The organism is Brachybacterium sacelli, assembly GCF_017876545.1.
Lineage (GTDB): Bacteria > Actinomycetota > Actinomycetes > Actinomycetales > Dermabacteraceae > Brachybacterium > Brachybacterium sacelli.
Genome location: NZ_JAGIOD010000001.1, coordinates 373,191 through 397,272, shown reverse-complemented (window position 1 = coordinate 397,272; position 24,082 = coordinate 373,191). Strand labels below are relative to the sequence as shown.

The window sequence follows — 24,082 nt, the reverse complement described above, 5'->3', positions numbered from 1 at the left end:
GCTCAGCCCAGCACTTCCCCGGCGAGGCGCTCGACCTGCAGGCCGGCCCGGTAGCCCTCCAGCCACGTCGCATGCCCTGACATCCCGGCCTCCTCGGGCTGCAGCGTGGTCAGCTTCTGGGAGGCGAAGACCTGCCGGGCGAGGTACTCGCTGAGCGAGACCGTGCTCTCGTCGCCGCTCGCACCGGAGGCGTACGCGGCCAGCAGCGCCATGCCCCAGGCGCCGCCCTCGCCGGCGGACTCGCCGACGGCGACGGGGGTGGCGAGAGCGTCGGCCAGCACCTGCTGGGCCACGCCCTTCGTGCGGAAGATGCCGCCATGGGCGTACATCACGTCGAGCTGGACGCCCTCGTCCTTCAGCAGGGCTTCCATGCCCACAGCGAGCGCCCCGAAGGCGCCGTAGAGCTGGGAGCGCATGAAGTTCTCGAGCGTGAAGCGGGCCTCCTGCTCGCGCACCAGCAGTGGACGGCCCGAGGGCACGCCCGTCTGATGCTCTCCGGAGACGTAGTTGTAGCTCAGCACACCGCCGGCGTCGGACTCGCCCTCCGCGCCCGCGCCGAACAGGGCGCCGTAGAGCTCCTCCGCGTCGACGGGCCGTCCGATGAGCTCGGCGAAGCGGGAGAAGAGGCCCAGCCAGGCGTCCAGGTCGGTGGTGCAGTTGTTGGTGTGGATCATCGCCACCGGGTCCCCGGACGGCGTGGTGACCAGATCGATCTCCTCGCGCGGCCCGGACAGCGGCCCCTCCAGGACCACCATCGCGAAGGCACTGGTGCCTGCCGAGACGTTGCCGGTGCGCGGGTCCACCGCCTGGGTGGCGACCATGCCGGTGCCGGCGTCGCCCTCCGGGGGCGCGGCCACGGCGCCGGGTCGCAGGGCGCCGGTGGGGTCGAGCAGCGCGGCCCCCTCGGCCGTCAGGGAGCCGGCGTCCTGGCCGGCGACCAGCACCTCGGGCAGGATCTCCGCCAGGGACCACGGGAGGTCGGCGGCCTCGTCGAGCGCGGCGAAGCGTGCCAGGAGCGTGGGGTCGTAGGCGTCGCCCTCGGGAGCGATCGGGAACATGCCGCTGGCATCGCCCACTCCGAGCACCCGGCGCCCCGTCAGGCGCCGGTGGACGTAGCCGGACAGGGTGGTCAGGAAGTCGATCCGGCCCACGTGCTCCTCGCCGCCCAGGATCGCGTGCAGCAGGTGGGAGACGCTCCAGCGCAGCGGGATGTTGAGGCCGAAGGTGCGGCTGAGCAGGGCGGCGGCATCGGCCGTGTAGGTGTTGCGCCAGGTGCGGAAGGGCGTCAGCTGCTCGCCGTCGGCGTCGAGGGCGAGATAGCCGTGCATCATCGCGGAGATGCCGATGCTGGCCAGCTGCGTGAGCTCCACGTGGTGGCGCTCGCGCACGTCGCGCACGAGGTCGGCGTAGCAGTCGCGGATCCCGTCCCACGCCGCTTCGAGCGAGTAGGTCCAGTTGTCCTCGGCGAACTCGTTCTCCCAGGCGTGCGAGCCGGTCCCGAGCACCGCGCCGGCGTCGTCGACGAGGGCCGCCTTGATCCGGGTCGAGCCCAGCTCGAGGCCGAGGTGCGCGCGTCCGTCCCGCAGAAAGGCGGCGACATCGGGGCTGGTGTGGTCTGCTGAAGACACGGCATCGTGCGTCATGGGTCCATGAGACCAGCCCGATCAGATGATGTCAACGTTCACATTGCCGTGGCCCGACGATCGGGCCGCGCATAGCCGTGGACCCCTGGGTTGGTGCCGCGCATTGCCGCGCCAGGACCGATGTCTCGCGCAGGATCGGTCCTGAGGTGGCAATGCCCGGCGGGAGGGGGTGGCGGGCGGAGCTCCGCTGCGCCCGCCCGCACCGTCGAGGTCGGCCACCGAGGGTGCCGAGGGTGCTGAGGGAGCCGAGAGTGCCGAAGGTGCCGAGGGGCCGGCGGTCCTGGCGCGGACGCAGTCAGTGCGTCCGCTCGGGCCGGGTGGAGCGGCGCGCGACCAGGCGCGGCGGCAGGGTGTGCGGGGTGTCGGAGGGGACCTCGCGCCCCTCGAGCAGGCACAGCAGGCGCTCGAGGGCCAGGCGACCCAGCTCGGCGAAGGGCTGCGAGACCGTGGTCAGTGACGGGATCAGGAACTCCGCGCCGACGGTGTTGTCGAAGCCGGCCACGGCGACGTCCTCGGGCACCCGCAGGCCATGGGCGTCCAGGGCGTGCAGCACCCCGATCGCCATCATGTCGTTCGCCGCGAAGATCGCTTCCGGCAGCGTACCCTCGGCCACCAGGGCGTTCGTCAGCTCGTAGCCGGTCCGCGGGGTCCAGTCACCCGGGCCTGCGACGGTGGCCTCGAGGCCGAGGCCCCCGGCAGCCTGCCGGAAGCCGTCCAGGCGTGCGCGGGCATCGAACCAGTCCTGCGGCCCGCACAGGTGGACGATCGAGCGGGCTCCGGTGCGCACGAGGTGTTCGACGATCTGCCGGGCCCCGAGCTGCTGGTCCACGCCCACCACCTCGACGCCGGGCACCTTCGGAGCCTGCGCCGAGACGGCGATGACCGGGGTGGAGCGGGCGGCGGTCGCGACCGCCGGCACCATCCCCTCGTGCGCCGCGACCACGAGGATCCCGTCGGCCCCGGAGCCCAGGAGCTCCGAGCCGATCTCCCGGGCGCCGTCCTCGTGTGCGTCGACCGTGGTCAGCAGCACGGAGTAGCCGGCCTCGCGGGCGGCGGACTCGATCGCGGTGGTCGTCTCCGCCGGGCCGAACAGCGAAGAGCCGTCGGTGAGCATGCCGATCAGCGAGGAACGGGTGGTCTTCAGGGCGCGGGCCGCCCGGTTGCGGGTGTACCCGAGCGCGGCGATCGCCTCGAGCACGCGCTCGCGGGTCGCCGGACGGACGATCTGCGGTTCGTTCAGGACGCGGGAGACGGTCTGGTACGAGACGCCGGCACGCGCGGCCACATCGGCCATGGAGGGCCGGCGTATCGGGGCGTCCATGCCTGCTCCTTCCGAGGGCGTGACCGATGCAACCGTTTTACAGCAGGTCGCACGGCAGTTCCGAAGTGACCAGTGGTAAGTCGTTGCCAACTTGTGACCCTCGCGCCCAGCGATTCCGTTGACACCTGCGTGAATGTGAACGTTAGCATTCGAGGCGTTCCACGCCACAGGCGGCGTGCGGACCACCGGGCACGGGTCCATCCCCGGCCCGGCCATCCCCGCCGACGCACCGTCGGCACCCCCGGACGGCGCAGGTGCCGCCCGCGAGGCCGGTGCGGGACGCAGGACCGGACGCTCCTGTTCCGGGCGGCAGATGGCGATGTCGAGGAGGAGACACCATGCACAACCGGAGAAGCTTCTTGCTGGGGACGTCGGCCGCGGCGGCCGCCCTCGGCCTGGCGGCATGCGGCGGCGAAGGGGCCGGTTCCACCGGTCCGGACACCGAGGCGGAACCCAGCGATCAGACCGTCGGCGTCGCGATGCCGACGGAGACCTACGAGCGGTGGGTCGCCGACGGTGCCAACATCAAGAAGGGGCTGGAGGACAAGGGCTACAAGGTCGACATGCAGTACGCCCAGGACGACATCCCCACCCAGCAGCAGCAGATCGACCAGATGATCAACAGCGGCGTGTCCGCCCTGCTGATCGCCTCGATCGACGGGGCGTCCCTCTCGGCGCAGCTCGACAACGCCGCTTCCCAGGGCATTCCGGTGATCGCCTACGACCGTCTGCTCACCGACAGCGAGAACGTCGACTTCTACGTCACCTTCGACAATTACAAGGTGGGCGTCAACCAGGCCAACGCCCTGCTGTACGGGCTCGGTCTGCTGGATGCGGAGTTCGAGCCGGCCGACGACGCCCCCGAGAATCCGCTGAACGTGGAGCTGTTCGCCGGGTCACTGGACGACAACAACGCGCACCTGTTCTGGAAGGGCGCGCTCGAGACCCTTCAGCCCTACTTCGACGAGGGCACCCTCGTGGTTCCCTCGAAACAGGTGGACATCGAGCAGGCCGCCACGCAGCGCTGGGAGCAGGAGACTGCCCAGAAGCGGATGGAGAACCTGCTGACCACGCACTACAACGGCGGCGAGGAGCTCGCCGGGGTGCTGGCCCCTGCGGATCCTCTCTCCCGCGGCATCATCAACGCGATGCAGAACGCGGGCCTCGGTCCCACCCTCGAGGAGGGGCTGCCGGTGGTCACCGGCCAGGACGCCGAGATCGCCTCGATCAAGCTGATCGCCGACGGCATCCAGTCCTCGACGATCTTCAAGGACACCCGCGACCTCGCCGAGCAGGCCATCGTCTCCGCGGAGTCGATCCTCAAGGGCGAGGAGCCCGAGGCCAACGACACCGAGACCTACGACAACGGCGTGAAGGTCGTGCCGTCCTACCTCCTCGAGGTGACGATGGTCCTCGAGGGGAACTACGAGAAGATCCTCGTCGAATCCGGGTACTACACCGAGGAGCAGGTCGAGTCCGGGCAGCTCTGAGCCGTCCCGTATCCGACGAGGTCCCGGCGGCGCCACCGCGCGCGCCGGGACCTCCTGCCCGAAGGAGGGCCTCTTGACCGATCACATCCTCGAGATGCGGTCCATCACCAAACGGTTCCCCGGCGTCACGGCCCTCAAGGACGTGTCCTTGACGGTCGACGAGGGGGCGATCCACGCCATCTGCGGCGAGAACGGTGCCGGCAAGTCCACGCTCATGAAGGTGCTCTCCGGCGTCGAGCCGGCCGGCTCCTACGAGGGCGAGATCCACTTCCGCGGCCGTCCGGTCAGCTTCTCGACCATCAACGACTCCGAGGCCGAGGGCATCGTGATCATCCACCAGGAGCTCGCCCTGGTGCCCCACCTCTCCATCGCCGAGAACATCTTCCTCGGCAACGAGCAGGCCCGCGGCGGCGTGATCAGCTGGCACGAGACCAACGCCCGGGCCGCCGAGCTGCTGGAGCGCGTGGGCCTGCAGGAGAAGCCCGTGACACCCGTCGGGCAGCTGGGCGTGGGCAAGCAGCAGCTGGTCGAGATCGCCAAGGCGCTGTCGAAGAACGTGACGCTGCTGATCCTCGACGAGCCCACCGCGGCGCTGAACGACGACGACTCCGAGCATCTCCTCGGCCTCATCCGCGGTCTGCGCGACGAGGGCGTCACCAGCATCATCATTTCCCACAAGCTGGGGGAGATCGCCTCCGTCGCCGACGCCACCACCGTCATCCGCGACGGTTCGACCATCGAGACCCTCGACATGGACGTGCCCCCGGACCAGCGTCCCGGTCTCGTCCCACGCGTCATCAAGGGGATGGTCGGCCGCGACATCGACAACCTCTACCCGGAGCGTCACGCCGAGATCGGCGAGGAGATCCTCCGGATCGAGGACTGGCACGTCGGCCACCCCACCCAGGCCGGTCGCACCGTGGTCGACGGGGCGGCGCTGAACGTCCGTGCCGGCGAGGTGGTCGGCATCGCGGGGCTGATGGGCGCCGGACGCACCGAGCTGGCCATGAGTGTCTTCGGGGAGTCCTACGGCCAGGACATCTCCGGCTCCGCCTACATCCACGGCCGGCCGGTCCGGCTGCGCACGGTCGCCGACGCCATCGACGCCGGCATCGCCTACGTCTCCGAGGACCGCAAGCGGTTCGGGCTCAACCTGATCCAGGACATCCGCACCAACGTCACCGCCGCCGCGTTGAAGAAGGTCACCACCGGAGCCTGGATCAACGGCAACGAGGAGATCGCGGTCGCCGAGCGCTACCGCTCCTCGCTGAACATCAAGACCCCCACGGTCATGGCGCAGGTCGGCAAGCTCTCCGGCGGCAACCAGCAGAAGGTGGTGCTCAGCAAGTGGCTGTTCACCGAACCGGAACTGCTGATCCTGGACGAGCCCACCCGCGGCGTCGACGTCGGTGCCAAGTTCGAGATCTACTCGATCATCAACGAGCTCGCCGAGGCGGGCAAGGCCATCATCGTCATCTCCTCGGAGCTGCCCGAGGTGATGGGGCTGGCCGATCGCATCTACACACTGTCCGCGGGGCGGATCACCGGTGAGGTGACCTCGCAGGACGCCACGCAGGAGCGCCTCATGGAGCTCATGACCATGGAGAGGGAGTGAGCGCGCCTCATGGCCGGAACTTCTGACATCAAGGAACTGCTGACGCGCAATCTGCGTCAGAGCGGCATCTACATCGCCTTCGTGTTCATCGTCGTACTGTTCACGATCCTCACGGGCGGCGCCCTGCTGAGTCCGGGCAACCTGACCAACCTGGTGCTGCAGTACTCCTACATCCTGATCCTCGCGATCGGCATGGTGCTGATCATCGTGGCCGGGCACATCGACCTGTCGGTGGGTTCGGTGGTCGCCCTGACCGGCGGCGTCGCTGCGGTCGTGGTCATCGGCCACGGCCTGCCCTGGTGGGTGGGCGTGCTGGCCGCGCTCGGCACCGGTGTGCTGGTGGGGCTGTGGCAGGGCTTCTGGGTCGCCTATGTCGGCATCCCCGCCTTCATCGTGACCCTCGCGGGCATGCTCATCTTCCGCGGCATGACCCTGCAGGTCCTGGGCAGCGTCTCCCTCTCGCCGTTCCCGCCGGAGTACCAGTACATCTCCGGCGGCTTCCTCAACGGGCTGATGGGCGGATACGGCTTCGACGCCTTCACCCTGTTCCTGGCGGCGGCACTGGTGGTCGTCTTCGCGATCCAGCAGTACCGCAGCCGCCTCGCGAAGCTGAGGTACAAGCAACCGGTCGAGTCGTACTTCCTGTTCTGGCTGAAGAACGCCCTCGTGGCCGTGGTGGTCATGGCCTTCGCCTGGCAGCTCGCGCACTCCCGCGGGCTGCCGGTGGTGCTGATCCTGCTGGCCGCTCTGATCCTCATCTACGGCTTCATCAGCCAGCGCACCATCTTCGGCCGGCACATCTACGCCATGGGCGGGAATCTCCAGGCCGCGGAGCTGTCAGGCGTGAAGACACGACGCGTGAACATGTGGCTGTTCGTGAACATGGGCCTGCTCTCCGCGGTCGCGGGCATCGTCTACTCGGCGCGGTCCAACAGCGCCCAGCCGGGGGCGGGCAACATGTTCGAGCTCGACGCGATCGCGGCCGCCTTCATCGGCGGCGCAGCGGTGACCGGCGGCATCGGCAAGGTGCAAGGCGCGATCATCGGCGGCCTGATCATGGCGGTCATGTCCAACGGCATGCAGATCATGGGCATCGACCAGTCCACGCAGTCGGTGGTGCGCGGCGTCGTGCTGCTGGTGGCCGTCGCCTTCGACGTCTGGAACAAGAAGCGCTCGACGAGCGGCTCCTGAGCGAGCTGCGGCCGGGTGGGCGCCTCGCCATGGCGCCCCGCGCACCCCGGGAAGGGTGCACGGGGCGCCAATGGTGTTCGTGCAGGTCACGCCCGCTCCGCGACCCTCGCGACGTGCCGTGCGCGGTCGTTGTGCCACAACCTACAACGATGTAAAGTGGGCCCTGTGATGCAGGGCACGCGCCGCATCGGCCGCCGGGCCGCCGATCACGCTCGTGCCCGAGGACGGCTTCACGATCCAGGCGTACGTCAACGTGCTCACAGAAGGCCTCGTGCCGCGCTGGGCGTGGAACAGCTTCCTCACCTCGGCGGCGGTCACCCTGATCACGGTGACGATCTCGGCGTTGGCAGGGTACGCGCTCTCGCGGCTCAGGTTCGTGGGCCGCCAGATGGTCATCGTCCTGATCATCGCCTCGATCATGATCCCCGCCCAGATCCTCATCGTGCCGCTGTTCCAGCTGATGCTGTCGCTGAACCTGGTGGACACGTACTGGGGCATCATCCTGCCGCAGGTGGTCGCGGCCCCGATGGTGTTCATCCTCAAGAAGTTCTTCGACCAGATCCCCTTCGAGCTCGAGGAGGCCGCGCTGATGGACGGCGCGAGCCGGTTCCGCATCTTCCGGAGCATCGTGCTGCCGTTGTCCCGGCCGATCCTCGGGGCGGTCGCGATCTTCGTGTTCATCGGCGCCTGGAACAACTTCCTGTGGCCCTTCATCGTCATCAACGACTCGAGCCTCATGACGCTGCCGACGGGTCTGCAGACGGTGATGAGCGCCTACGGCATCCAGTACGCCCAGCAGATGGCCCAGGCCGTACTGGCGGCCCTGCCCCTGATCGTGGTGTTCATGTTCTTCCAGCGCCAGATCATCAAGAGCGTCGCCACCACCGGCATCACCGGGACCTGATCAGTTCCTCGCGCCAGGAGGCGCCCCGCTGTCGGCGGCCACGCCGGTGCCTGTCGTTGCCGACGTGCATTCCGCGGCGTCCGTCGCCGCCGACGCGCACTGCGTGGAGTCCGTCGGCCCGGCCGTTCAGTGGCAGAGCCTCCGAGCCCTCCGGCCAAACGATGCACAGCCGTGACGGTCGCCACGAATTCCCACGTTAGACTCGCGGGTGCAGCGCAATGCCGCGCTGCAGCGGCGCATCGAAGGAGATCACCATGTCCGCACGGAAGCAGTTCTCACGACGCACGGCTCTCGGTCTCGGCGGGATGACCCTCGCCGGTGCCGGGCTCACCGCCTGCGGTGGCAACACCGGCGGCCTCACCGACTCCGGAGGCGGGGGAGAGACCCTCTCGCAGTGGTACCACCAGTACGGGGAGGACGGCACCAAGGAGGCGGCCACCGAGTACGCCGCGGCCTACGAGGACGCCACGGTGAAGGTCAACTGGGTCACCGGCGACTACGCGGCGCGTCTGTCCACGGCACTGCTGTCCGGCGGGGGAGTGGACGTCTTCGAGAACAACACGATCAACGTGGACCAGGCCGAGCAGGGCCGTTACGTCGAGCTCACCGACATCGTCGATCCGGTCAAGGACCAGTTCAACGAGGCTGCCCTGGGGCCGGTGACCATCGGCGAGAAGATCTGGGGCATTCCGATGATCCTGGATCCGCAGCACTTCTACTACCGCAAGAGCCTGTTCGAGAAGGCCGGCATCGAGCCCCCGGAGACCTTCGACGACCTCGTCGCCGCGGCCACCGAGCTGACCACGCCCGACCAGAAGGGGTTGTTCCTCGGCAACAACTTCGACGCCAGCTGCTGGGCGATGGTCTGGGCCGCCGGCGGCACCCCGTTGAACGACGCCCGCGACGCCGTCGCCTACAACACCCCCGGGTACGTCGAGGGGCTCGGCGCGATCCAGCAGATGATCGCCGACGAGGTGCTGCTGACCGGCGCCCCGTCGGACTGGGCGGATCCCGCGGCCTTCGGGGCCGGGCTCTCCGCCATCACCTGGGGCGGCTGCTGGGCGCTGCCCGTCCTCGAGAGCTCCCTCGACGACATCGGCGTCTTCTCGCACCCCGCCGTCGGCGCCGACGGCCGCCAGGTCGCCTTCATGGGCACCTGGAACCAGCAGGTCGGCGGCAACAGTCAGAAGACCGACGCGGCCAAGGCGTTCGCGAAGTGGCTCTGGGTCGACCAGACCGAGCACCAGACCGACTGGGCGCTGAACTACGGCTTCCACATCCCGCCGCTGACCGCCGTGGCGGACGAGGCCGAGGCGCTCAAGGACGGCAACGGACTCGAGATCGCCACCATGGCCAAGGAGATGGGCGTGACCGGTCCGCCGGAGTGGACCGGTGAGATCAGCACCCCGCACGCGGACGCGATCAGCAACGTGCTCAAGAACGGCGCCGATCCGGCGGAGGAGCTCGCGGCGGCCGAGAAGGCCAGCAACCGGGCGATCGGGTCGTGAGCGCGCCGACCCGCGCGCGCACCGGCGCCGACGCGGACACGGCGACGGAGCGCAGCGGCCCCACCAGGATCAAGGGCAACGCCCTGGCGTTCTGGCTGTTCTTCACCCCGTTCCTGGTGGGACTGTGCATCTTCACGATCCTGCCGCTGCTGTGGGGCGGGACGCTCAGCCTGTTCGAGGCACGCGGCACGGTGCTGCCCACGAAGTTCGTCGGCCTGGACAACTTCACCAACTTCCTCGTCGATACCGCGTTCCTGCAGTCCCTGCGCACCTTCATCATCTTCGCGCTGTTCATCGTCCCGGTGACGATGGCCTCGTCGCTAGGGCTCGCGGTGCTGGTCAACGGCCTGCCCCGCTTCCAGACCTTCTACCGCTCCGTCTTCTTCCTGCCCACGGCGTGCAGTTACGTCGTCGCCTGCGTCGTCTGGAGGTTGTCGCTGTTCAACGGCCTCGAGTCGGGAGTCGTCAACACCCTGCTCGGGATGGTCGGGGTCGACTCCATCGCGAGCTGGCTGTCGTCCTCTCCGTACTGGTGGATCGTGCTGGTGTCGGTGCGGCTGTGGCTGCAGGTCGGGTTCTACATGCTGCTGTTCCTGGCGGGCCTGCAGGCGATCCCGACCCAGATGTACGAGGCGGCCGCGGTCGACGGGCTGAATCCCGGCGGCTTCCGCATGTTCCGCATGATCACCCTGCCGCAGCTGCGCACCACCTCCGCGGCCGTGCTGCTGCTCCAGCTCATCGCCGCTTTCCAGGCCTTCGACGAGTTCTACAACCTCACCGGGAACAATCCCGAGACCAGACCCCCGCTGGTCTACCTCTACAACATCGCCCTCGGCCCCCAGCAGGACTTCGGCACCGGCTCGGCCGGCGCCCTGGTGCTGACCGCCATCATGGTCATCGCCGGGCTCCTGCAGACCTACCTGATGGGCTTCGGGTCCAACGACGACAACCCGCGCCGAGGGCCCTTCCGGTTCCTGCGCGCGAAGACGCGTCGGCCCGCATCGGCCGGCGGACAGGAGACGCAGCGATGACCGCCCAGCTCAACATCGTCGGCCAGAACCGCGGCAGCGTCTCCCTGGTGGTGCGCTACGTGGTCGCCTCGGCCCTGGCACTGGTGTTCCTGGTGCCGTTCTACGCGATGATCAAGACGGCCCTGTCCACCAATGACGAGATCTACTCGCAGGAGTTCGTCTTCTGGCCCAGCGACCCGCAGTGGGCGCGGATCCCGCAGCTGCTGACGGATCCGAAGTTCCTCGAGGCGCTGCAGAACTCCGCGATCATGGCGGTCGTGTCGACCTCGCTGTCGATCCTCATCGCCTCATTGGCCGGCTACGCGCTGGTGAGGATCCCGAGCCGGGCCGCGAAGCCGATGTTCATCCTGGTGATCGTGGTGCTGCTGGTGCCGGCCCCGACGGCGTTCGTGCCGAACTTCATCATCGTCGCCTCGCTCGGCTGGATCGGCACCCTGCAGGGCCTGATCGTCCCCGGGCTGTTCAGCGCCTTCAACGTGTTCCTGTTCCGGCAGTTCTACGTGAACTTCCCGCGGGAGATCGAGGAGGCCGCCTACCTCGACGGGGCAGGGTTCTTCCGCACCTTCTTCCGGATCGTCTTCCCCAACACCCTGCCTTTCGCCTCGGCGCTGACGGTGCTGGGACTGATCGGCTCCTGGAACGCGTTCCTGTGGCCGCTGGTGGTCGCGGGCGACGGGCAGAACGCGATGACGGTGCAGATCTACCTTTCCTCCTTCCTGACCGCCCAGACCTTCGACTACGGCGGCTTGTTCATGGCGGCCACCATCAGCCTGATCCCGGTGCTGCTGGTGTTCTTCGTGCTGCAGCGCTACCTGGTGGCCGGCATCTCGGCGACGGGCCTGAAGGGATGAGCGGGGCCGGGGGAGCGGCTGACGGGCAGGCGGTGGGCGTGGCAGACGGAGGGGCCGGGCGCCTCGCCGAGAGCGGGGATGCGGGGCGGCCGGAGCCCTCCTGGTCGGTCCCGCTCGCGGATCCGGACGTGGTCCGCACGCCCGACGGGTGGATCGCCTACGGGACCGGGCCGGTCCGGGAGGGTCTCGCCGTGCCCGCAGCGGTCTCCGAGGATCTCGTGACCTGGCACGGGATCGGGAACGTGCTGGAGGCGCTGGCGCCGGAGGCCGGGGACTCCTACTGGGCCCCGGAGGTGTGCGAACGCGAGGGCGCATGGTGGATGTACTACTCCGTCGGCCATGGGGACCGCGGCCACCTGGTCCGGGTGGCCCGGGCCGCGACGCCCGAGGGACCCTTCCGTGACCAGTCGGTGGTGCTGACGCCCGAGGAGCTGTTCGCGATCGATGCCTCCCCGTGCCGTCTCGGCGACGGGAGCTGGTGGTTGTTTTTTGCCCGCGACGTGCTCGAGCACGAGCGACCGGGCACGCATCTGGCGGCGGCGCCGCTGCTGACGCCGACGACACTGGGTCCGACGGTGCCGGTGCTCGCGCCCTACGACGACTGGCAGATCTTCCAGCGGGAGCGCGAGATGTACGGGCGGAGGTTCACCTGGCACACCCTCGAGGGGCCTCACGTGGTGGTGCGCGACGGGCTCCTGCTGCTGACCTTCTCCGGCGGGTCGTGGCAGGGCACCGGCTACCGCACGGCTTGGATGCACGCCGCCTCGCCGACGGGTCCGTGGACCGTGCCGGAGGCGGGGGAGGACGTGCTGCTGCGCAGCGATGCGGAGTTCATCGGGCCGGGCCACGACTCCTGCACCACCGGGCCCGACGGGCAGGACGTGATCGCCTTCCACGCCTGGGACGAGGCGCGCACGGGCCGGTACATGCACCTGCGTGAGCTCGAGGTGGATACCGCGGTCCCGCGTCTGCGCGTGGGCGGCACCCTGTCGTGACCGGCGCTGCCGGCGCTGCTGAGGCCAGGTGAGTCCGCCGGTGCGGCGGGGCAGATGGCGACGTGGGGGCCGCCGGCGCGCTCAGCGTGAGTAGGTGAGGATCCGGTAGCGCAGGCCCGTGCGGGAGGTGTGCCACGGGGAGTCGGCGGTCGACGGGTCGGGGTCCGTGGACGCCGCCGGGAAGTCCGCCGGGATCGGGGGCGCAGTGGTGTCCCCGTCGATCTCGAGGTCGATCTCCGTGACCACGAGGAGATCGGCACGGTCCATCGCCTCGCGGTACACGCGGCCACCGCCGATGACCCAGATCGTGGAGGTGCTTGCGGGCTCGGCCTGATCCCCGAGCTCGGCGCGGTCCGCGGATCCGGCTCGAGCGGCGAGGTCACTGCCGGCCAGGTCGAGAGCCTCCTCGATGGTGCGGGCGCGCACGGCCCCCTCGTCGGCGAAGGCGTCGTCCCGGGTGATGACGATGTTCGTGCGGCCCGGCAGGGGTCGGTACTTCGGCGGGAAGGACTCCCAGGTGCGTCGGCCCATCACCACCGGCGAGCCCTTCGTGGTGCGGGAGAAGTGCTTGAGGTCCTCGGGCAGATGCCAGGGCATCGCGCCGCTCGCCCCGATCACGCCGTCGCGGGCCTGCGCCCAGATCATGCCGAGCCGCGGTGCGCGTGCCCCGATGCGCTGCCGGTGCCGGCCCGGGGAGACGGGACCTGGCGAGCTGGGACCTGGTGAGCCGGGGCTTGGCGCCTCGGGGCCCGGCGCGCCCGGTTCGGTCCGGGCCGGCTCGGTGGGGTGCTCGGCCGCCATCAGACGGCGACCGGGGCCTTGATGCCCTTGTGGTGCTGGTAGTCGAGGATCTCGAAGTCCTCGAGCTCGTAACCCAGGATCGAGTCGGGACGACGGGCGATGCGCAGCCTCGGGTACTCGTACGGCTCGCGGGAGAGCTGCCGTGTCACCTGCTCGTGGTGGTTGTCGTAGATGTGGCAGTCGCCGCCGGTCCACACGAAGTCCCCGACTTCGAGGTCGGTCTGCTGGGCGACCATGTGGGTGAGCAGCGCGTAGCTGGCGATGTTGAACGGCACCCCCAGGAACAGGTCGGCGCTGCGCTGGTACAGCTGGCAGGAGAGCTTCCCGTCGTGCACCTCGAACTGGAACAGCGCGTGGCAGGGTGCCAACGCCATCTTCGGGATGTCGGCCGGGTTCCAGGCCGTGACGATCAGGCGCCGTGAGTCCGGATTGGCGCGGATCTGCTCGACGACGTCGGTGATCTGGTCGATGACCCCGCCGTCGGGCGTGGGCCACGAGCGCCACTGCGCGCCGTAGACCGGGCCGAGGTCGCCGTCGGCGTCGGCCCATTCGTCCCAGATCGTCACGTCCCGCTCCTGCAGCCAGCGCACGTTGGTGTCCCCGCGCAGGAACCACAGCAGCTCGAGGATGATCGAGCGGGTGTGCACCCGCTTGGTGGTGATCAGCGGGAATCCCGCGCCGAGGTCGTAGCGGATCTGCTTGCCGAACAGGCTGCGGGTGCCGGTGCCGGTGCGGTCGCCCTTGGCGTGCCCGGTCTCCATGACCTCGCGCAGCAGGTCCTCGTACGGGGTCGGGACGGTCATCGGGGCAGCTCCTCGAGGTCAGTGGATGTCGTAGTGGCAGGGGACGAGGTGGCGCCGGCGGGGGCCGTGGACTCGCGGACCACCAGCGCGTACGGGGTGTCCAGGACCCGGGGCGGCCCGTCGTGCCCCTGGATGCGTTCGGTCAGCAGGTCCAGGGCGGTCGCGGCGAGCGTGTGCTTGTCCGGCGAGATGGTCGACAGCGGCGGGGAGGCGAAAGGGGCGTCGGGGGTGTCGTCGTAGCCGATCACGGCGACGTCCTCGGGAACCCGCCGGCCCAGCCGGCGCAGCTGCGCGAGCACGCCGATGGCGAGGTCGTCGTTGCCGCAGACGATCCCGTCCACCTCGGGGTGCCGTGCCATCAGCGCCTGGGCGCCGGTGAACCCGTCATGGCGGTGCCAGTCGTCGACCGCCTGCACGACGGCGACGTCGGGGTCGAGGCCGTGCTCGGTCAGCGCGGCGGCGTAGCCGTCCCGGCGCAGGGAGCCGGAGCTGTGGGGCTGCAGGCCGTGCCGGGTGGCGATGGCGCCGAGGAAGGCGATGCGGCGCCGACCGCACTCGAGCAGGTGGGCGGTCGCATCGAAGGCGGCGGCCACATTGTCGATGCGTACGTAGTCGCTGCCCTGGGGGAGCTCCTCGGGCAGGTGCTCACCGATGAAGACCGTGGGCTGGGTGGTGCGCTCCATCCGCGCGAACACCTCCTCCTCGATCAGCAGCGGATTGAAGATCACGCCGTCGCCGACCAGACGATTGAAGCCCTCGAGCACGGTGCGCTCGGCCTCGCGACCGCCGGAGGTCGAGTGCAGCACGACGGTCTGGCCGCGCAGTTGCGCCTCGTCGATGAACTCCTGGGCCAGGTCCGAGAAGTAGGAGAAGGTCAGCGCCGGCACCGCCAGAGTGATCATCTTGCTCGCGCCCGTGCGCAGCTGCTGTGCTGCGACCTGCGGACGGTAGCCGACCTGCAGGATCGCCTCCCGCACCTTCTCCCGGGTGGCGTCGCGCACGTGCGGGTAGTCGTTGACCACGTTGGAGACCGTCTTGATCGAGACCCCTGCGAGCTCGGCGACGTCGCGCAGCGACGGAGGGCGCTGGCGACCGGTCGCGGAGTTCAGGGACATGGGGACGATTCTTGCACTCGTGGGCGCGCTCGGGTGCGGCGGGTGGGCGATGTCGTGGCGGAGCCGGGCGCGGTCGCGGGGCCGGCTCCCGTGTACCAGCAGAGGCGGGACGGGAGCGGCGCGCTGAGGCGACGCGTCGCGTGCGCCGCCGGCGTCCCGGTTCTGTCGTCCGCCCCGCCGTCGTCGCCGGCTGCTCCCGCCGACTTCGTCGGACGTCGCCCGTTGACGCGGTGGCGAGGCTGTGGAAAGCTGGTTTGCAACGTTGTAGAGCTGGTCCTCGCATGGCCGCGACCGGGCCGGTGCCCCACCTTCGAGAAGGATGCCGACACCGATGTCTTCGCACGTCACTCTTGCCCTGAACCCCGCCTTCCGCGTCGCCCCGGTGCGCCGCCGCACCTTCGGCGCCTTCGTCGAGCACCTCGGCCGCTGCGTCTACACCGGAATCCACGAGCCCGGCCATCCCTCGGCCGACGAGGACGGCTTCCGCACCGACGTGCTCGCGCTGACCCGCGAGCTCGGTGTGAGCTCCGTGCGCTACCCCGGAGGCAACTTCGTCTCCGGCTACCGGTGGGAGGACGGCATCGGCCCCGCCGAGGAGCGCCCGGCACGCCATGACCTCGCCTGGCACTCCACCGACCCCAACACCGTGGGCCTGGACGAGTTCATGGCCTGGGTCTCCAAGGCGGGCGTCGAGCCGATGTACGCCGTCAACCTCGGCACCCGCGGCATCGAGGAGGCGCTCGACGTCCTCCAGTACGCCAACGCCCCGGAGGGCATCGCGCTGTCCGACGAACGCGCCGCCAATGGTCACGCCGCGCCCTACGGCATCTCGATGTGGTGCCTGGGCAACGAGATGGACGGCCCGTGGCAGACCGGCCACAAGACGCCCGAGGAGTACGCGCGCCTGGCCACCGAGACCGCCCGCGCGATGCGCCAGGAGGATCCCGACCTCGAGCTCATCGCCTGCGGCTCCTCGAACTCCTCGATGGAGACCTTCGGTGAGTGGGAGAGCACGGTGCTGACCGAGGCCTACGACCACGTCGACATGATCTCCGCCCACGCCTACTACTCCGAGAAGGACGGCGACCAGGCCTCCTTCCTCGCCTCGGCCGACGACATGGACTACTTCATCGACTCCGTGGTCGCCACCGCGGACCACGTGCGCGCGAAGCTGGGTCGCGACAAGCGCATCATGGTCAGCTTCGACGAGTGGAACATCTGGTACCAGCACCGCGCCGAGTCCCGCCCACCGAGCGGCGACGACTGGCCCGTCGCGCCCGTGCTGCTCGAGGACACCTACAGCGCCATGGACGCCGTGGTGTTCGGCAATCTGCTGATCTCCCTGCTGCGCCACAGCGACCGGGTCGCCTCCGCCTCCCTCGCCCAGCTGGTCAACGTCATCGCCCCGATCATGACTGCGCCCGGCGGAGCCGCGTGGAAGCAGACCACCTTCCACCCCTTCGCGCTGACCTCCCGTCATGCCGCGGGCGAGGTGCTCGACGTGCGTCTCCAGGCGCCGCGCTTCGAGAACGCCCGCTTCGGGACCAGCGCCGCGGCCGATGCCGTGGCCACCTGGGACGAGGAGGCCGGGGACCTCACCGTCTTCGTCGTCAACCGCGGGGCCGATGCGCCGCTCGCCCTGGATGCGGACCTGGCGGCCTTCGGCGACCTCGAGCTGGTCGAGGCGCTCACTCTGCATCACGAGGATCCCTACGCCGCGAACACCCAGGACGCACCCGAGACCGTGACTCCCGCGATCAACGACTCGGTCGCGCTCACCGACGGCCATCTGGCGGGCGACCTGCCCGCGATCTCCTGGACCATGGTCCGACTCGCGCGCCGCGCCTGACCCCCGACGCGGTCCGGCCGGGTGAGCGCGCCCCGGCCGGGCCGACCCTCACCACTCGCCCCGCTCGCTCGTAGGAGAGCCCCGTGACCTCGTCCTCGCTCACCCGCTCGCTCGTGACCTCCCTCGCCACCGCGTCGACCGGCTCCACCCGCCGCACGGCGGGCGGGCCTGCCAGCGTGGTCGTCGACCTCGACCTGCCCGGCCCCACCATCAGCCGCCACCTCTACGGCCACTTCGCCGAGCACCTGGGCCGCTGCATCTACGGCGGCTTCTTCGTGGGCGAGGACTCCGAGATCCCGAACACCCGGGGCATCCGCCACGACGTGGTCGAGGCGCTGCGCGCCCTGCGCATCCCGAACCTGCGCTGGCCCGGAGGCTGCTTCGCCGACGAGTACCACTGGAAGGACGGCATCGGCCCCCGCGAGGACCGCCCGCGGATGGTCAACTCCCATTGGGGCGACGTCGTGGAGGACAATTCCTTCGGCACCCACGAGTTCATGGATCTGGTCGAGCTGCTGGGGACCGACGCCTACGTCAACGGCAACGTCGGCTCCGGCACGGTCGCCGAGATGAGCGAGTGGATCGAGTACCTCACCCGCGCCGACGACTCCCCGATGGCATCCCTGCGCCGCGGCAACGGCCGCGACGAGCCGTGGAAGGTGCCGTTCTTCGGCATCGGGAACGAGTCCTGGGGCTGTGGCGGGAACATGCGCGCCGAGGACTACGCGGCGCTGGCCCGCCAGCCAGTACTCCACCTTCGTGCGCGACCAGGGCGGAGACCCGGGGAACACCGTCACCCGCATCGCCGCCGGCGCCAACGTCGACGACTACGCCTGGACCGAGTCGCTCATGCGCGCCGCCACCCATCTCGATGCGCGCGAGGGGAAGCCCGGCCCCTACCAGGCGATCTCCCTGCACAACTACACGATGACCGGCCCCTGGGCGAACAAGGGCAGCGCCACCGAGTTCTCCGCCGAGGAGTGGTACCTGACCCTCGCCCGCGCCGCCCGCACCGAGGAGCTGGTGGCTCGGCACTCCACGGTCATGGACCATTACGACCCGTACAAGAAGGTCGGCCTGGTGCTGGATGAATGGGGCAGCTGGTGGGACGTCGAGCCCGGCACGAACCCCGGGTTCCTGTACCAGCAGAACACGGTGCGCGACGCCCTGGTGGCCGGCATCCACTTCGACGGATTCCACCGCCATGCCGACCGATTGATCATGGCCAACATCGCCCAGACCGTGAACGTCCTGCAGGCGATGATCCTCACCGATCCCGACTCCGGCGCTCTCGTGCTCACCCCGACCTATCACGTGTTCGCCATGAACGCCGGACACCAGGACGCCGCGGCGCTCGCCACCCACGTGATGCTCCCCGAGGAGCCGGCCGAGGTCGACGGTCGGGCGCTGCCGCTGGTCTCGGCCTCCGCCTCGGTGCGCAGCGAGGAGGGCACCGCGCTGATCTCGCTGTCGAACCTCGATGCCGACGCCCCGCGCACCCTCGTGCTGGACCTGCGGGGGCGTGCGGTCACCGGGCACCGGGCCACCGTGCTGACCGGAGCCTCCACCGCCGCGCACAACACCCCGGAGGATCCTCGGGCCGTCGCGCCGGCCGCGCTCGAGGACGTCCGCTCGCACGATCGGGGTCTCGAGATCACGCTGCCGCCGCACGCCGTGGCGACCGTGGAGCTGCAGCTGGGGGAGTGAAGCGGTCGCCCCCTCGGGCACTGCGACGCCGAGCGCCGAAGGGCGCGTGTCTCCGGAGTGGTCGCCACGGCTGGTCGTCACAGGGGCCGGGCACCCGGGGGATCGATGTCAGGCAGGCGGTCCCGGATCGCCGTAGAGACTGCACTCCGGGCAGCGGGTCAGCAGGTCGTGCCGACAGTCGATGACGTGAGCGAGGAACCGCTCGGCGTCCTCGAGGCGCTCCCGCTGCGCTCGCAGATGTTCACGCTGCCGGGTGATGACCTCGGTGCGGCCCGATTCGTCGCGGTGGAGGACGAGCCGGATCTCCGCGAGACTCATCCCGACCTCCTGGCACGCACGCAGCACCCGCAGACGGTGGAGATGCTCGTCCGAGTAGTCGCGATGGCCTGCCGCCGTGCGCTCGGGCGAGACCGCGCCGATGTCGTCCCAGTGGCGCAGCACGTGCTCGGCCACCCCGATCTCACGGGCAGCGTCGGCGATCCTCATGGCCCCATCCTGCCATTGCCCTCAGGTCGACCTGAAGGCCTAGCGTGCCGGGCATGTCGAGACCTGAGCCCGCCTCCACGACGTGTCTGCCCGACCCTGTGCCCGTCGCGCTCGACGGCGTCGAGATCGCGACCTACACACTGGCTCCGGCACGTGCCGAACCGCGCGGTGACGTGGTGCTCTGTCACGGCACTCCATGGTCCGCTCAGGTGTGGGACCCGGTCGCGACGGCATTGAGCGAGGGATATCGGGTGCATTTGTGGGACATGCCCGGCTACGGGCTCTCCGCGAAGGGCGCCGACGTCCCGGTCGATCTCGCGTCGCAGAGCGGGCGGCTGGCTCGTCTGCTCGAACACTGGGATCTGGAGCGGCCGCACGTCCTGGCCCACGACATCGGGGGCGCCGTCGCCCTCGGTGCCCATCTGCTCCACGGGCGCGAGTTCGCCTCGCTGATGCTGTGGGACGTGGTGACCCTCGATCCCTGGGGCTCACCCTTCTTCCGTCTCGTCGCCGAGCACGCCGACGTCTTCTCCGCCCTGCCACCTGCGCTCCATGCCGCGCTGGCCAGGGAGTACATCACCGGGGCCGCCCACCGCGAGCTCAGCACGGACCAGCTCGAGGTGCTGGTCGCGCCCTGGATCGCGGGGGAGGGGCAGTCCGCCTTCTACGCCCAGATCGCGGCGCTGACCCCCGAGCACACCCGTCCCCTCGTGAGCATGCTGGGCACGGTGCGCTGCGCGACCGCGATCGGATGGGGCGAGCAGGACCCGTGGATCCCCGTCGAACAGGCGGCTCAGCTGCGGGAACGTCTTCCAGGCGATCCGCCGGTCACGGTCTTGGCTGCGACCGGCCACCTCGCGCCGCTCGAGTCCCCGACGGAGGTGTCCGAGGCGGTCGAGGACTGGCTCGAGGCATCCCGGGGTGCATGGGCAGGCGAAGGGCGGGACCCTCGAGGGTAGGGGTGCTCGACACGTGTATTCAACCCAGGGGTTGACGACGCTGTGGAGGCGGCGTAGCGTCCTGATATCAACCAATCAGTTGAGAAAGGGAGGGATGAACGACGACACCCTGTCGAGAGCCTTCGCGGCCCTCGCCGACCCGACGCGGCGGGACCTCGTCTCCCGTCTCACCCTCGGTGACGCCACCGTCGGCGAGCTCGCCGCTCCGTACGACATGTCGCTGCAGGCCGTGAGCAAGCACCTCACGGTCCTCGAGTCCGCCGGCCTGGTCACCCGCCGGCGCGACGCCCAACGCCGCCCCGTCCACCTCGACGCCGAGGTGCTGGGGGAGCTGACCCACTGGATCGACCGACATCGCCGCGCCGCCGAGCAGCGCCTGAGCCGCCTCGACGCTCTGCTGCAGGGCAGCGCCCCCACCGCTTCGGAGGAGAAGCCATGAGCACCGCCGACCACCAGAGAACCGCCGCCATCGACGCCGACCCCGAACTCCCGCAGATCCGCGTCACGCGCGACTTCCGCGCCGCTCCCGCGCAGATCCTGCGGGCTCACACCGATCCCCAGCTCTACCTTCAGTGGGTCGGGCCGAAGAGCCTGGACACGCGCATCGGCCATTGGGATGCCCGCACCGGCGGCTCCTGGGCCTTCACCAACATCGACCGCGAGACGGGGGAGGAGTACTCCTTCCACGGCAGCTTCCACGACGTCACCGAGGAGCGGGTCGTCCAGACCTTCACCTTCGACGGCTGGCCCGAGGGAGTCTCCTTGGAGACCATGCGCCTCGAGGACCTCGGCGACGGCTGGACGCGCATGCACAGCACCTCGATGTTCGACTCCTTCGAAAGTCGCGGCCAGATGCTCGAGAGCGGCATGGAGATCGGGATCCAGGAGGGTTACGAGAAGCTCGACGCCCTGCTCGAGGCCGGAGCGGTCCCGGAGACGTCGGCCGGCAGCGAGGGCTCCTGATGTCGACGCCCTTGCCCGAACTCCCACCGGCGCAGAAGCATCGGGTGATCGCTCGCGGCTTCACGCGCACGGTGCACGGCGTGACCGACTGGGACGCCCCCACCCCGGTGGTGGAGTGGCGAGCACGCGACGTGGTCGGCCACCTGGCCACCTGGCTGCCCGCGCTCATCCACGGCGGCTCGACGTTCCGCTTCGCGGAGGGCCCGAGTATCGAGGAGGATCCGGTCGGTGCCTGGACCCAGCTGAGCACCCAGGTCCAGGACCTGCTCGAGGACCCGGCCGCCGCCGAGTACCTCCATTCCAACCCCCACACCGGGCAGGATCGGCCCGTCCCCGAGGTCGTCGACTCCGTGTACACCGCGGACGTCTTCTTCCATACCTGGGACCTCGCCCGCTCCTCCGGCCAGGACGACACCCTCGATCCGGACCTCGTCCACGACGCCTTCACCGGCATGAGCGCCGCGGAGGAGCAGCTGCGGCCCAGCGGCCAGTTCGGGCAGCAGCAGCCCGTCCCCGACGTCGCGACCGAGCAGGAGGAGCTGTTCGCCTTCCTCGGCCGCGACCCGCGCTGGACGCCGACGCGGCCTGCATGAGGGCTTGCCGATTACTGGCGCTTTGGCGAGCGCTGTGGCGATATGGACAGTGCGCTCGCTGACGCGCCAGTAACCGGCGTCCGCGTCGAGGATGCCCGGCACCTGGCCCGGGCGTCGACGATGCCCGGCACCCGGCCCGGACAGGTATCTCAGGGCAGCGCCGGCTCCTCGGCGGCCTCGAGCTCTACGGCGGCCTCTCCCGGGCTCTCCTCGGCGGATCGGCGGCGAATGCACAACGTGACCGCCGCGGCTCCGAGGCCCGCGACCGCGCCGAGGGCGAAGCACACCTTGAACGCGGCCACCGTCGGCAGAGAGGTGTCGCCCATCGTGGTCGTGATCGAGGTGAGCACGATCGCCATCACGGCGCCCGCGACGGTGGTGCCCATGGAGCGCATCAGCGCGTTCACGCCCACCCCTGCTCCGGCTTCCGAGGCGGGGGAGTTCTCCATGATCAGCGTGGGCATGGCCGCGTAGGCGATGCCCACGCCCGCGGAGGAGACGCAGGCGGCGAGCATCAGCTGCCACGGGGCGTCGGTGAGGAAGAAGGCGACCAGGTAGCCGCAGGCCATCACGACCATGCCGGTGGCCAGCGTGGTGCGGCCACCCAGGCGGGTCAGCATGCGGCTCGAGATCGGGGTGAAGACCATCATCATCAGCCCGGCCGGAGCCATCCACAGGCCGGCCTGCAGCACGGTCTGCCCGAGCCCGTACCCGGTCGCGCCCGGGGCCTGCAGGAGCTGGGGCACGACGATCGACTGCGCCATCATGCCGAAGCCGGCCAGGGGGGCGGCGATGTTCGTCAGCAGCACCGGCCGGCGGGCGGTGGTGCGCAGATCGACCAGCGGGTTCTCGTGCCCGATCTCGAAACGTCCCCACAGCAGCAGCACCACGAGGCCGCCGAGGATCGTCCCGAGCGTCGCGGGGCTGGCCCAGCCCCAGTCGGAGCCCTTCGAGATGCCGACCAACAGAGCGACGATGCCGACGGACATGCCGATCGCGCCGATCACGTCGAGCTTCCCCGAGCCGGTGGCCGGGCGATGCGGCAGGACGGCGAGCGTGGCGACCACCATGATCACCGCGAGCACGGTGGCCAGCCAGAACAGGGCGTGCCAGTCGTAGGACTGCGCGACCCAGGCGGCGATCGGCAGGCCGAGGGCGCCGCCCACGCCGAGCGTGGCACTGATGCCGGCGACCGCCGTGTTGCGCAGATGCGGCGGCATCACCTCGCGCACGAAGCTGATGGCCACCGGGATGTACCCCATGGCCAGGCCCTGCAGTACGCGGCCGAGGAGGACCGGCGCCAGGGAGTCGCCCAGCGCGCAGATCAGGGAGCCGAGCAGCAGCAGGAGCGCCGAGGCGACCAGCACGGGCTTGCGGCCCTTGAGGTCGGCGAGCTTGCCGGTGAGCGGCATCGCGACGCCGCCGGCCAGAAGGGTCGCGGTGACCACCCAGGCGGCGTTGGAGGCCGAGGTTCCGAGCATCTCGGGCAGCTGAGGCTGGATCGGGATCACGAGCGACTGCATGAGCGCTGCGCACAAGCTGGAGAAGCCGGCGACGATCAGGATGAGGGCAGGGTGGCGGGCGCTGCCGCGGGCCGTCGCGGCGTCGGAATCTCTGGTCATCAGCACTCTCTGGAGCGAGCGGAACGAGCGTTAGGATGTGTAAGGTACACACCGCTTCGATATGCAGATTACATAGCCCCGGCCGAGGCCACAACCCGGTGAGACGGAGAGAACGAGATGGACGAACGCACCACCCTCGAGGGCACGCTCCCGAATACTCGGGGCAGGCGCTTGGCCGGGATGTTCTGGATGCTGGACAGGCACCGGCGCGACCACGAGCAGGCCATGTCGCTCGGGACCGCGGATCTTCGCATCCTCTGGCTGTTCTCCGACAACACGCCGCGCACCCTCAAGGAGGTCGCGCACGAGCTCGGCCTCGAGCAGTCCACCGTCAACCGCCAGGTCAACGCCGCGGTCGCCGAAGGGCTGCTGGGAAGGACCCGGGAGCCCGGCGACTCCGCGTACCGCTTCGCACGCACCGCTGCCGGGCGCGACGCCTTCGAGGCGGATCTCGCGATCTCCCTGGGCGGTTACGAAGTCGCTCTGGAGGCGATGGGCGAGGAGGACGCGTCGACGTTCCTCCGGCTGATGGACCGCTACCTGGGCGCTTACGGCGCTGCCGTCCCGGAGACCAGGGGGAAGGTTCCTCACGGGTGAGAAGACCCCTCACCGCACGATGACCGCTCACTGCACGA

At 69.9% G+C, this 24,082-nt stretch carries 20 protein-coding genes and 2 pseudogenes; 15 read left to right on the top strand and 7 right to left on the bottom strand.

Going from position 1 to position 24,082, the window contains the following annotated elements; genetic code table 11:
• Positions 1–2: 2 nt before the first annotated feature.
• Positions 3–1,643 carry a xylulokinase gene (locus JOF43_RS01655; RefSeq protein ID WP_209898185.1) on the bottom strand — a complete coding sequence of 547 codons (1,641 nt, stop codon included), beginning with the start codon at positions 1,641–1,643 and terminating at the stop codon, positions 3–5.
• A gap of 295 nt (positions 1,644–1,938) precedes the next feature.
• Entirely contained in the window at positions 1,939–2,964 is a 1,026-nt protein-coding gene (locus JOF43_RS01650; RefSeq protein WP_245353985.1) for a LacI family DNA-binding transcriptional regulator, read from the bottom strand.
• Between the two features lie 338 nt (positions 2,965–3,302).
• Between JOF43_RS01650 and chvE the strand changes: the two genes are divergently transcribed.
• The 8 genes and pseudogenes from chvE (at position 3,303) to JOF43_RS01610 (ending at position 12,549) form a co-directional block, all read left to right on the top strand.
• The gene (gene chvE / locus JOF43_RS01645) at positions 3,303–4,454 is read left to right on the top strand and encodes a multiple monosaccharide ABC transporter substrate-binding protein (protein WP_209898183.1); all 1,152 of its coding nucleotides are present in this window, start codon (positions 3,303–3,305) and stop codon (positions 4,452–4,454) included.
• Between the two features lie 73 nt (positions 4,455–4,527).
• Positions 4,528–6,069, top strand: a complete 1,542-nt coding sequence (mmsA, locus tag JOF43_RS01640; RefSeq protein ID WP_209898181.1) for a multiple monosaccharide ABC transporter ATP-binding protein — start codon at positions 4,528–4,530, stop codon at positions 6,067–6,069.
• 9 nt (positions 6,070–6,078) lie between these two features.
• Positions 6,079–7,260, top strand: coding sequence for a multiple monosaccharide ABC transporter permease (gene mmsB, locus JOF43_RS01635; RefSeq protein ID WP_209898179.1), 1,182 nt, complete (start codon positions 6,079–6,081; stop codon positions 7,258–7,260).
• 190 nt (positions 7,261–7,450) lie between these two features.
• Positions 7,451–8,164 (top strand): annotated as a pseudogene (locus tag JOF43_RS01630) (carbohydrate ABC transporter permease); the annotation flags it as partial.
• Between the two features lie 254 nt (positions 8,165–8,418).
• A complete protein-coding gene (locus JOF43_RS01625; RefSeq protein WP_209898177.1) occupies positions 8,419–9,672 on the top strand; it encodes an extracellular solute-binding protein in 1,254 nt (417 codons plus the stop codon).
• Positions 9,669–10,703, top strand: coding sequence for a carbohydrate ABC transporter permease (locus tag JOF43_RS01620; RefSeq protein WP_342592058.1), 1,035 nt, complete (start codon positions 9,669–9,671; stop codon positions 10,701–10,703). Before JOF43_RS01625 ends, JOF43_RS01620 begins: the two co-directional genes overlap by 4 nt.
• The gene (locus JOF43_RS01615) at positions 10,700–11,554 is read left to right on the top strand and encodes a carbohydrate ABC transporter permease (protein ID WP_209898175.1); all 855 of its coding nucleotides are present in this window, start codon (positions 10,700–10,702) and stop codon (positions 11,552–11,554) included. Before JOF43_RS01620 ends, JOF43_RS01615 begins: the two co-directional genes overlap by 4 nt.
• A 38-nt stretch (positions 11,555–11,592) precedes the next feature.
• The gene (locus JOF43_RS01610; RefSeq protein ID WP_209898173.1) at positions 11,593–12,549 is read left to right on the top strand and encodes a glycoside hydrolase family 43 protein; all 957 of its coding nucleotides are present in this window, start codon (positions 11,593–11,595) and stop codon (positions 12,547–12,549) included.
• A gap of 81 nt (positions 12,550–12,630) precedes the next feature.
• On the opposite strand, the gene JOF43_RS01605 is transcribed toward JOF43_RS01610, so the two are convergent.
• The 3 genes from JOF43_RS01605 to JOF43_RS01595 all read right to left on the bottom strand — a co-directional run bounded on the left by JOF43_RS01605 (position 12,631) and on the right by JOF43_RS01595 (position 15,268).
• Positions 12,631–13,194: a dihydrofolate reductase gene (locus tag JOF43_RS01605; RefSeq protein WP_209898171.1), complete on the bottom strand. Its 564-nt coding sequence runs from the start codon at positions 13,192–13,194 to the stop codon at positions 12,631–12,633.
• 155 nt (positions 13,195–13,349) lie between these two features.
• A complete protein-coding gene (locus JOF43_RS01600) occupies positions 13,350–14,153 on the bottom strand; it encodes a thymidylate synthase (protein ID WP_209898169.1) in 804 nt (267 codons plus the stop codon).
• Positions 14,150–15,268: a LacI family DNA-binding transcriptional regulator gene (locus JOF43_RS01595; RefSeq protein ID WP_209898167.1), complete on the bottom strand. Its 1,119-nt coding sequence runs from the start codon at positions 15,266–15,268 to the stop codon at positions 14,150–14,152. Before JOF43_RS01595 ends, JOF43_RS01600 begins: the two co-directional genes overlap by 4 nt.
• A gap of 331 nt (positions 15,269–15,599) precedes the next feature.
• On the opposite strand from JOF43_RS01595, the gene arfA reads away from it, so the two are divergent.
• A complete protein-coding gene (gene arfA / locus JOF43_RS01590; protein WP_209898166.1) occupies positions 15,600–17,117 on the top strand; it encodes an arabinosylfuranosidase ArfA in 1,518 nt (505 codons plus the stop codon).
• Between the two features lie 113 nt (positions 17,118–17,230).
• Positions 17,231–18,824, top strand: a pseudogene (locus JOF43_RS01585) (alpha-N-arabinofuranosidase).
• Between the two features lie 108 nt (positions 18,825–18,932).
• On the opposite strand, the gene JOF43_RS01580 reads toward JOF43_RS01585, so the two are convergent.
• Positions 18,933–19,310, bottom strand: coding sequence for a MerR family transcriptional regulator (locus tag JOF43_RS01580; RefSeq protein ID WP_209898163.1), 378 nt, complete (start codon positions 19,308–19,310; stop codon positions 18,933–18,935).
• 53 nt (positions 19,311–19,363) lie between these two features.
• Between JOF43_RS01580 and JOF43_RS01575 the strand changes: the two genes are divergently transcribed.
• From JOF43_RS01575 to JOF43_RS01560, 4 genes are all read left to right on the top strand, one after another.
• Positions 19,364–20,269: an alpha/beta fold hydrolase gene (locus tag JOF43_RS01575; protein WP_209898161.1), complete on the top strand. Its 906-nt coding sequence runs from the start codon at positions 19,364–19,366 to the stop codon at positions 20,267–20,269.
• 94 nt (positions 20,270–20,363) lie between these two features.
• Positions 20,364–20,708, top strand: coding sequence for an ArsR/SmtB family transcription factor (locus JOF43_RS01570; protein WP_209898159.1), 345 nt, complete (start codon positions 20,364–20,366; stop codon positions 20,706–20,708).
• On the top strand, positions 20,705–21,232 hold the full coding sequence (locus JOF43_RS01565; RefSeq protein WP_209898157.1) for an SRPBCC domain-containing protein: 528 nt from the start codon (positions 20,705–20,707) through the stop codon (positions 21,230–21,232). The genes JOF43_RS01570 and JOF43_RS01565 overlap by 4 nt, the downstream gene beginning before the upstream one ends.
• Complete coding sequence (locus tag JOF43_RS01560; RefSeq protein WP_209898155.1) at positions 21,232–21,825, top strand: maleylpyruvate isomerase family mycothiol-dependent enzyme; 594 nt, start codon at positions 21,232–21,234, stop codon at positions 21,823–21,825. The genes JOF43_RS01565 and JOF43_RS01560 overlap by 1 nt, the downstream gene beginning before the upstream one ends.
• Positions 21,826–21,974: 149 nt before the next feature.
• Here JOF43_RS01560 and JOF43_RS01555 read toward each other — a convergent pair whose 3' ends face one another.
• Positions 21,975–23,447 (bottom strand): MFS transporter, encoded by a 1,473-nt coding sequence (locus tag JOF43_RS01555; protein WP_209898153.1) that lies wholly within the window; start codon positions 23,445–23,447, stop codon positions 21,975–21,977.
• Positions 23,448–23,564: 117 nt separating this feature from the next.
• Here JOF43_RS01555 and JOF43_RS01550 point away from each other — a divergent pair, with 117 nt between their 5' ends.
• Positions 23,565–24,044, top strand: a complete 480-nt coding sequence (locus JOF43_RS01550) for a MarR family winged helix-turn-helix transcriptional regulator (RefSeq protein WP_209898151.1) — start codon at positions 23,565–23,567, stop codon at positions 24,042–24,044.
• Positions 24,045–24,082: the final 38 nt, after the last annotated feature.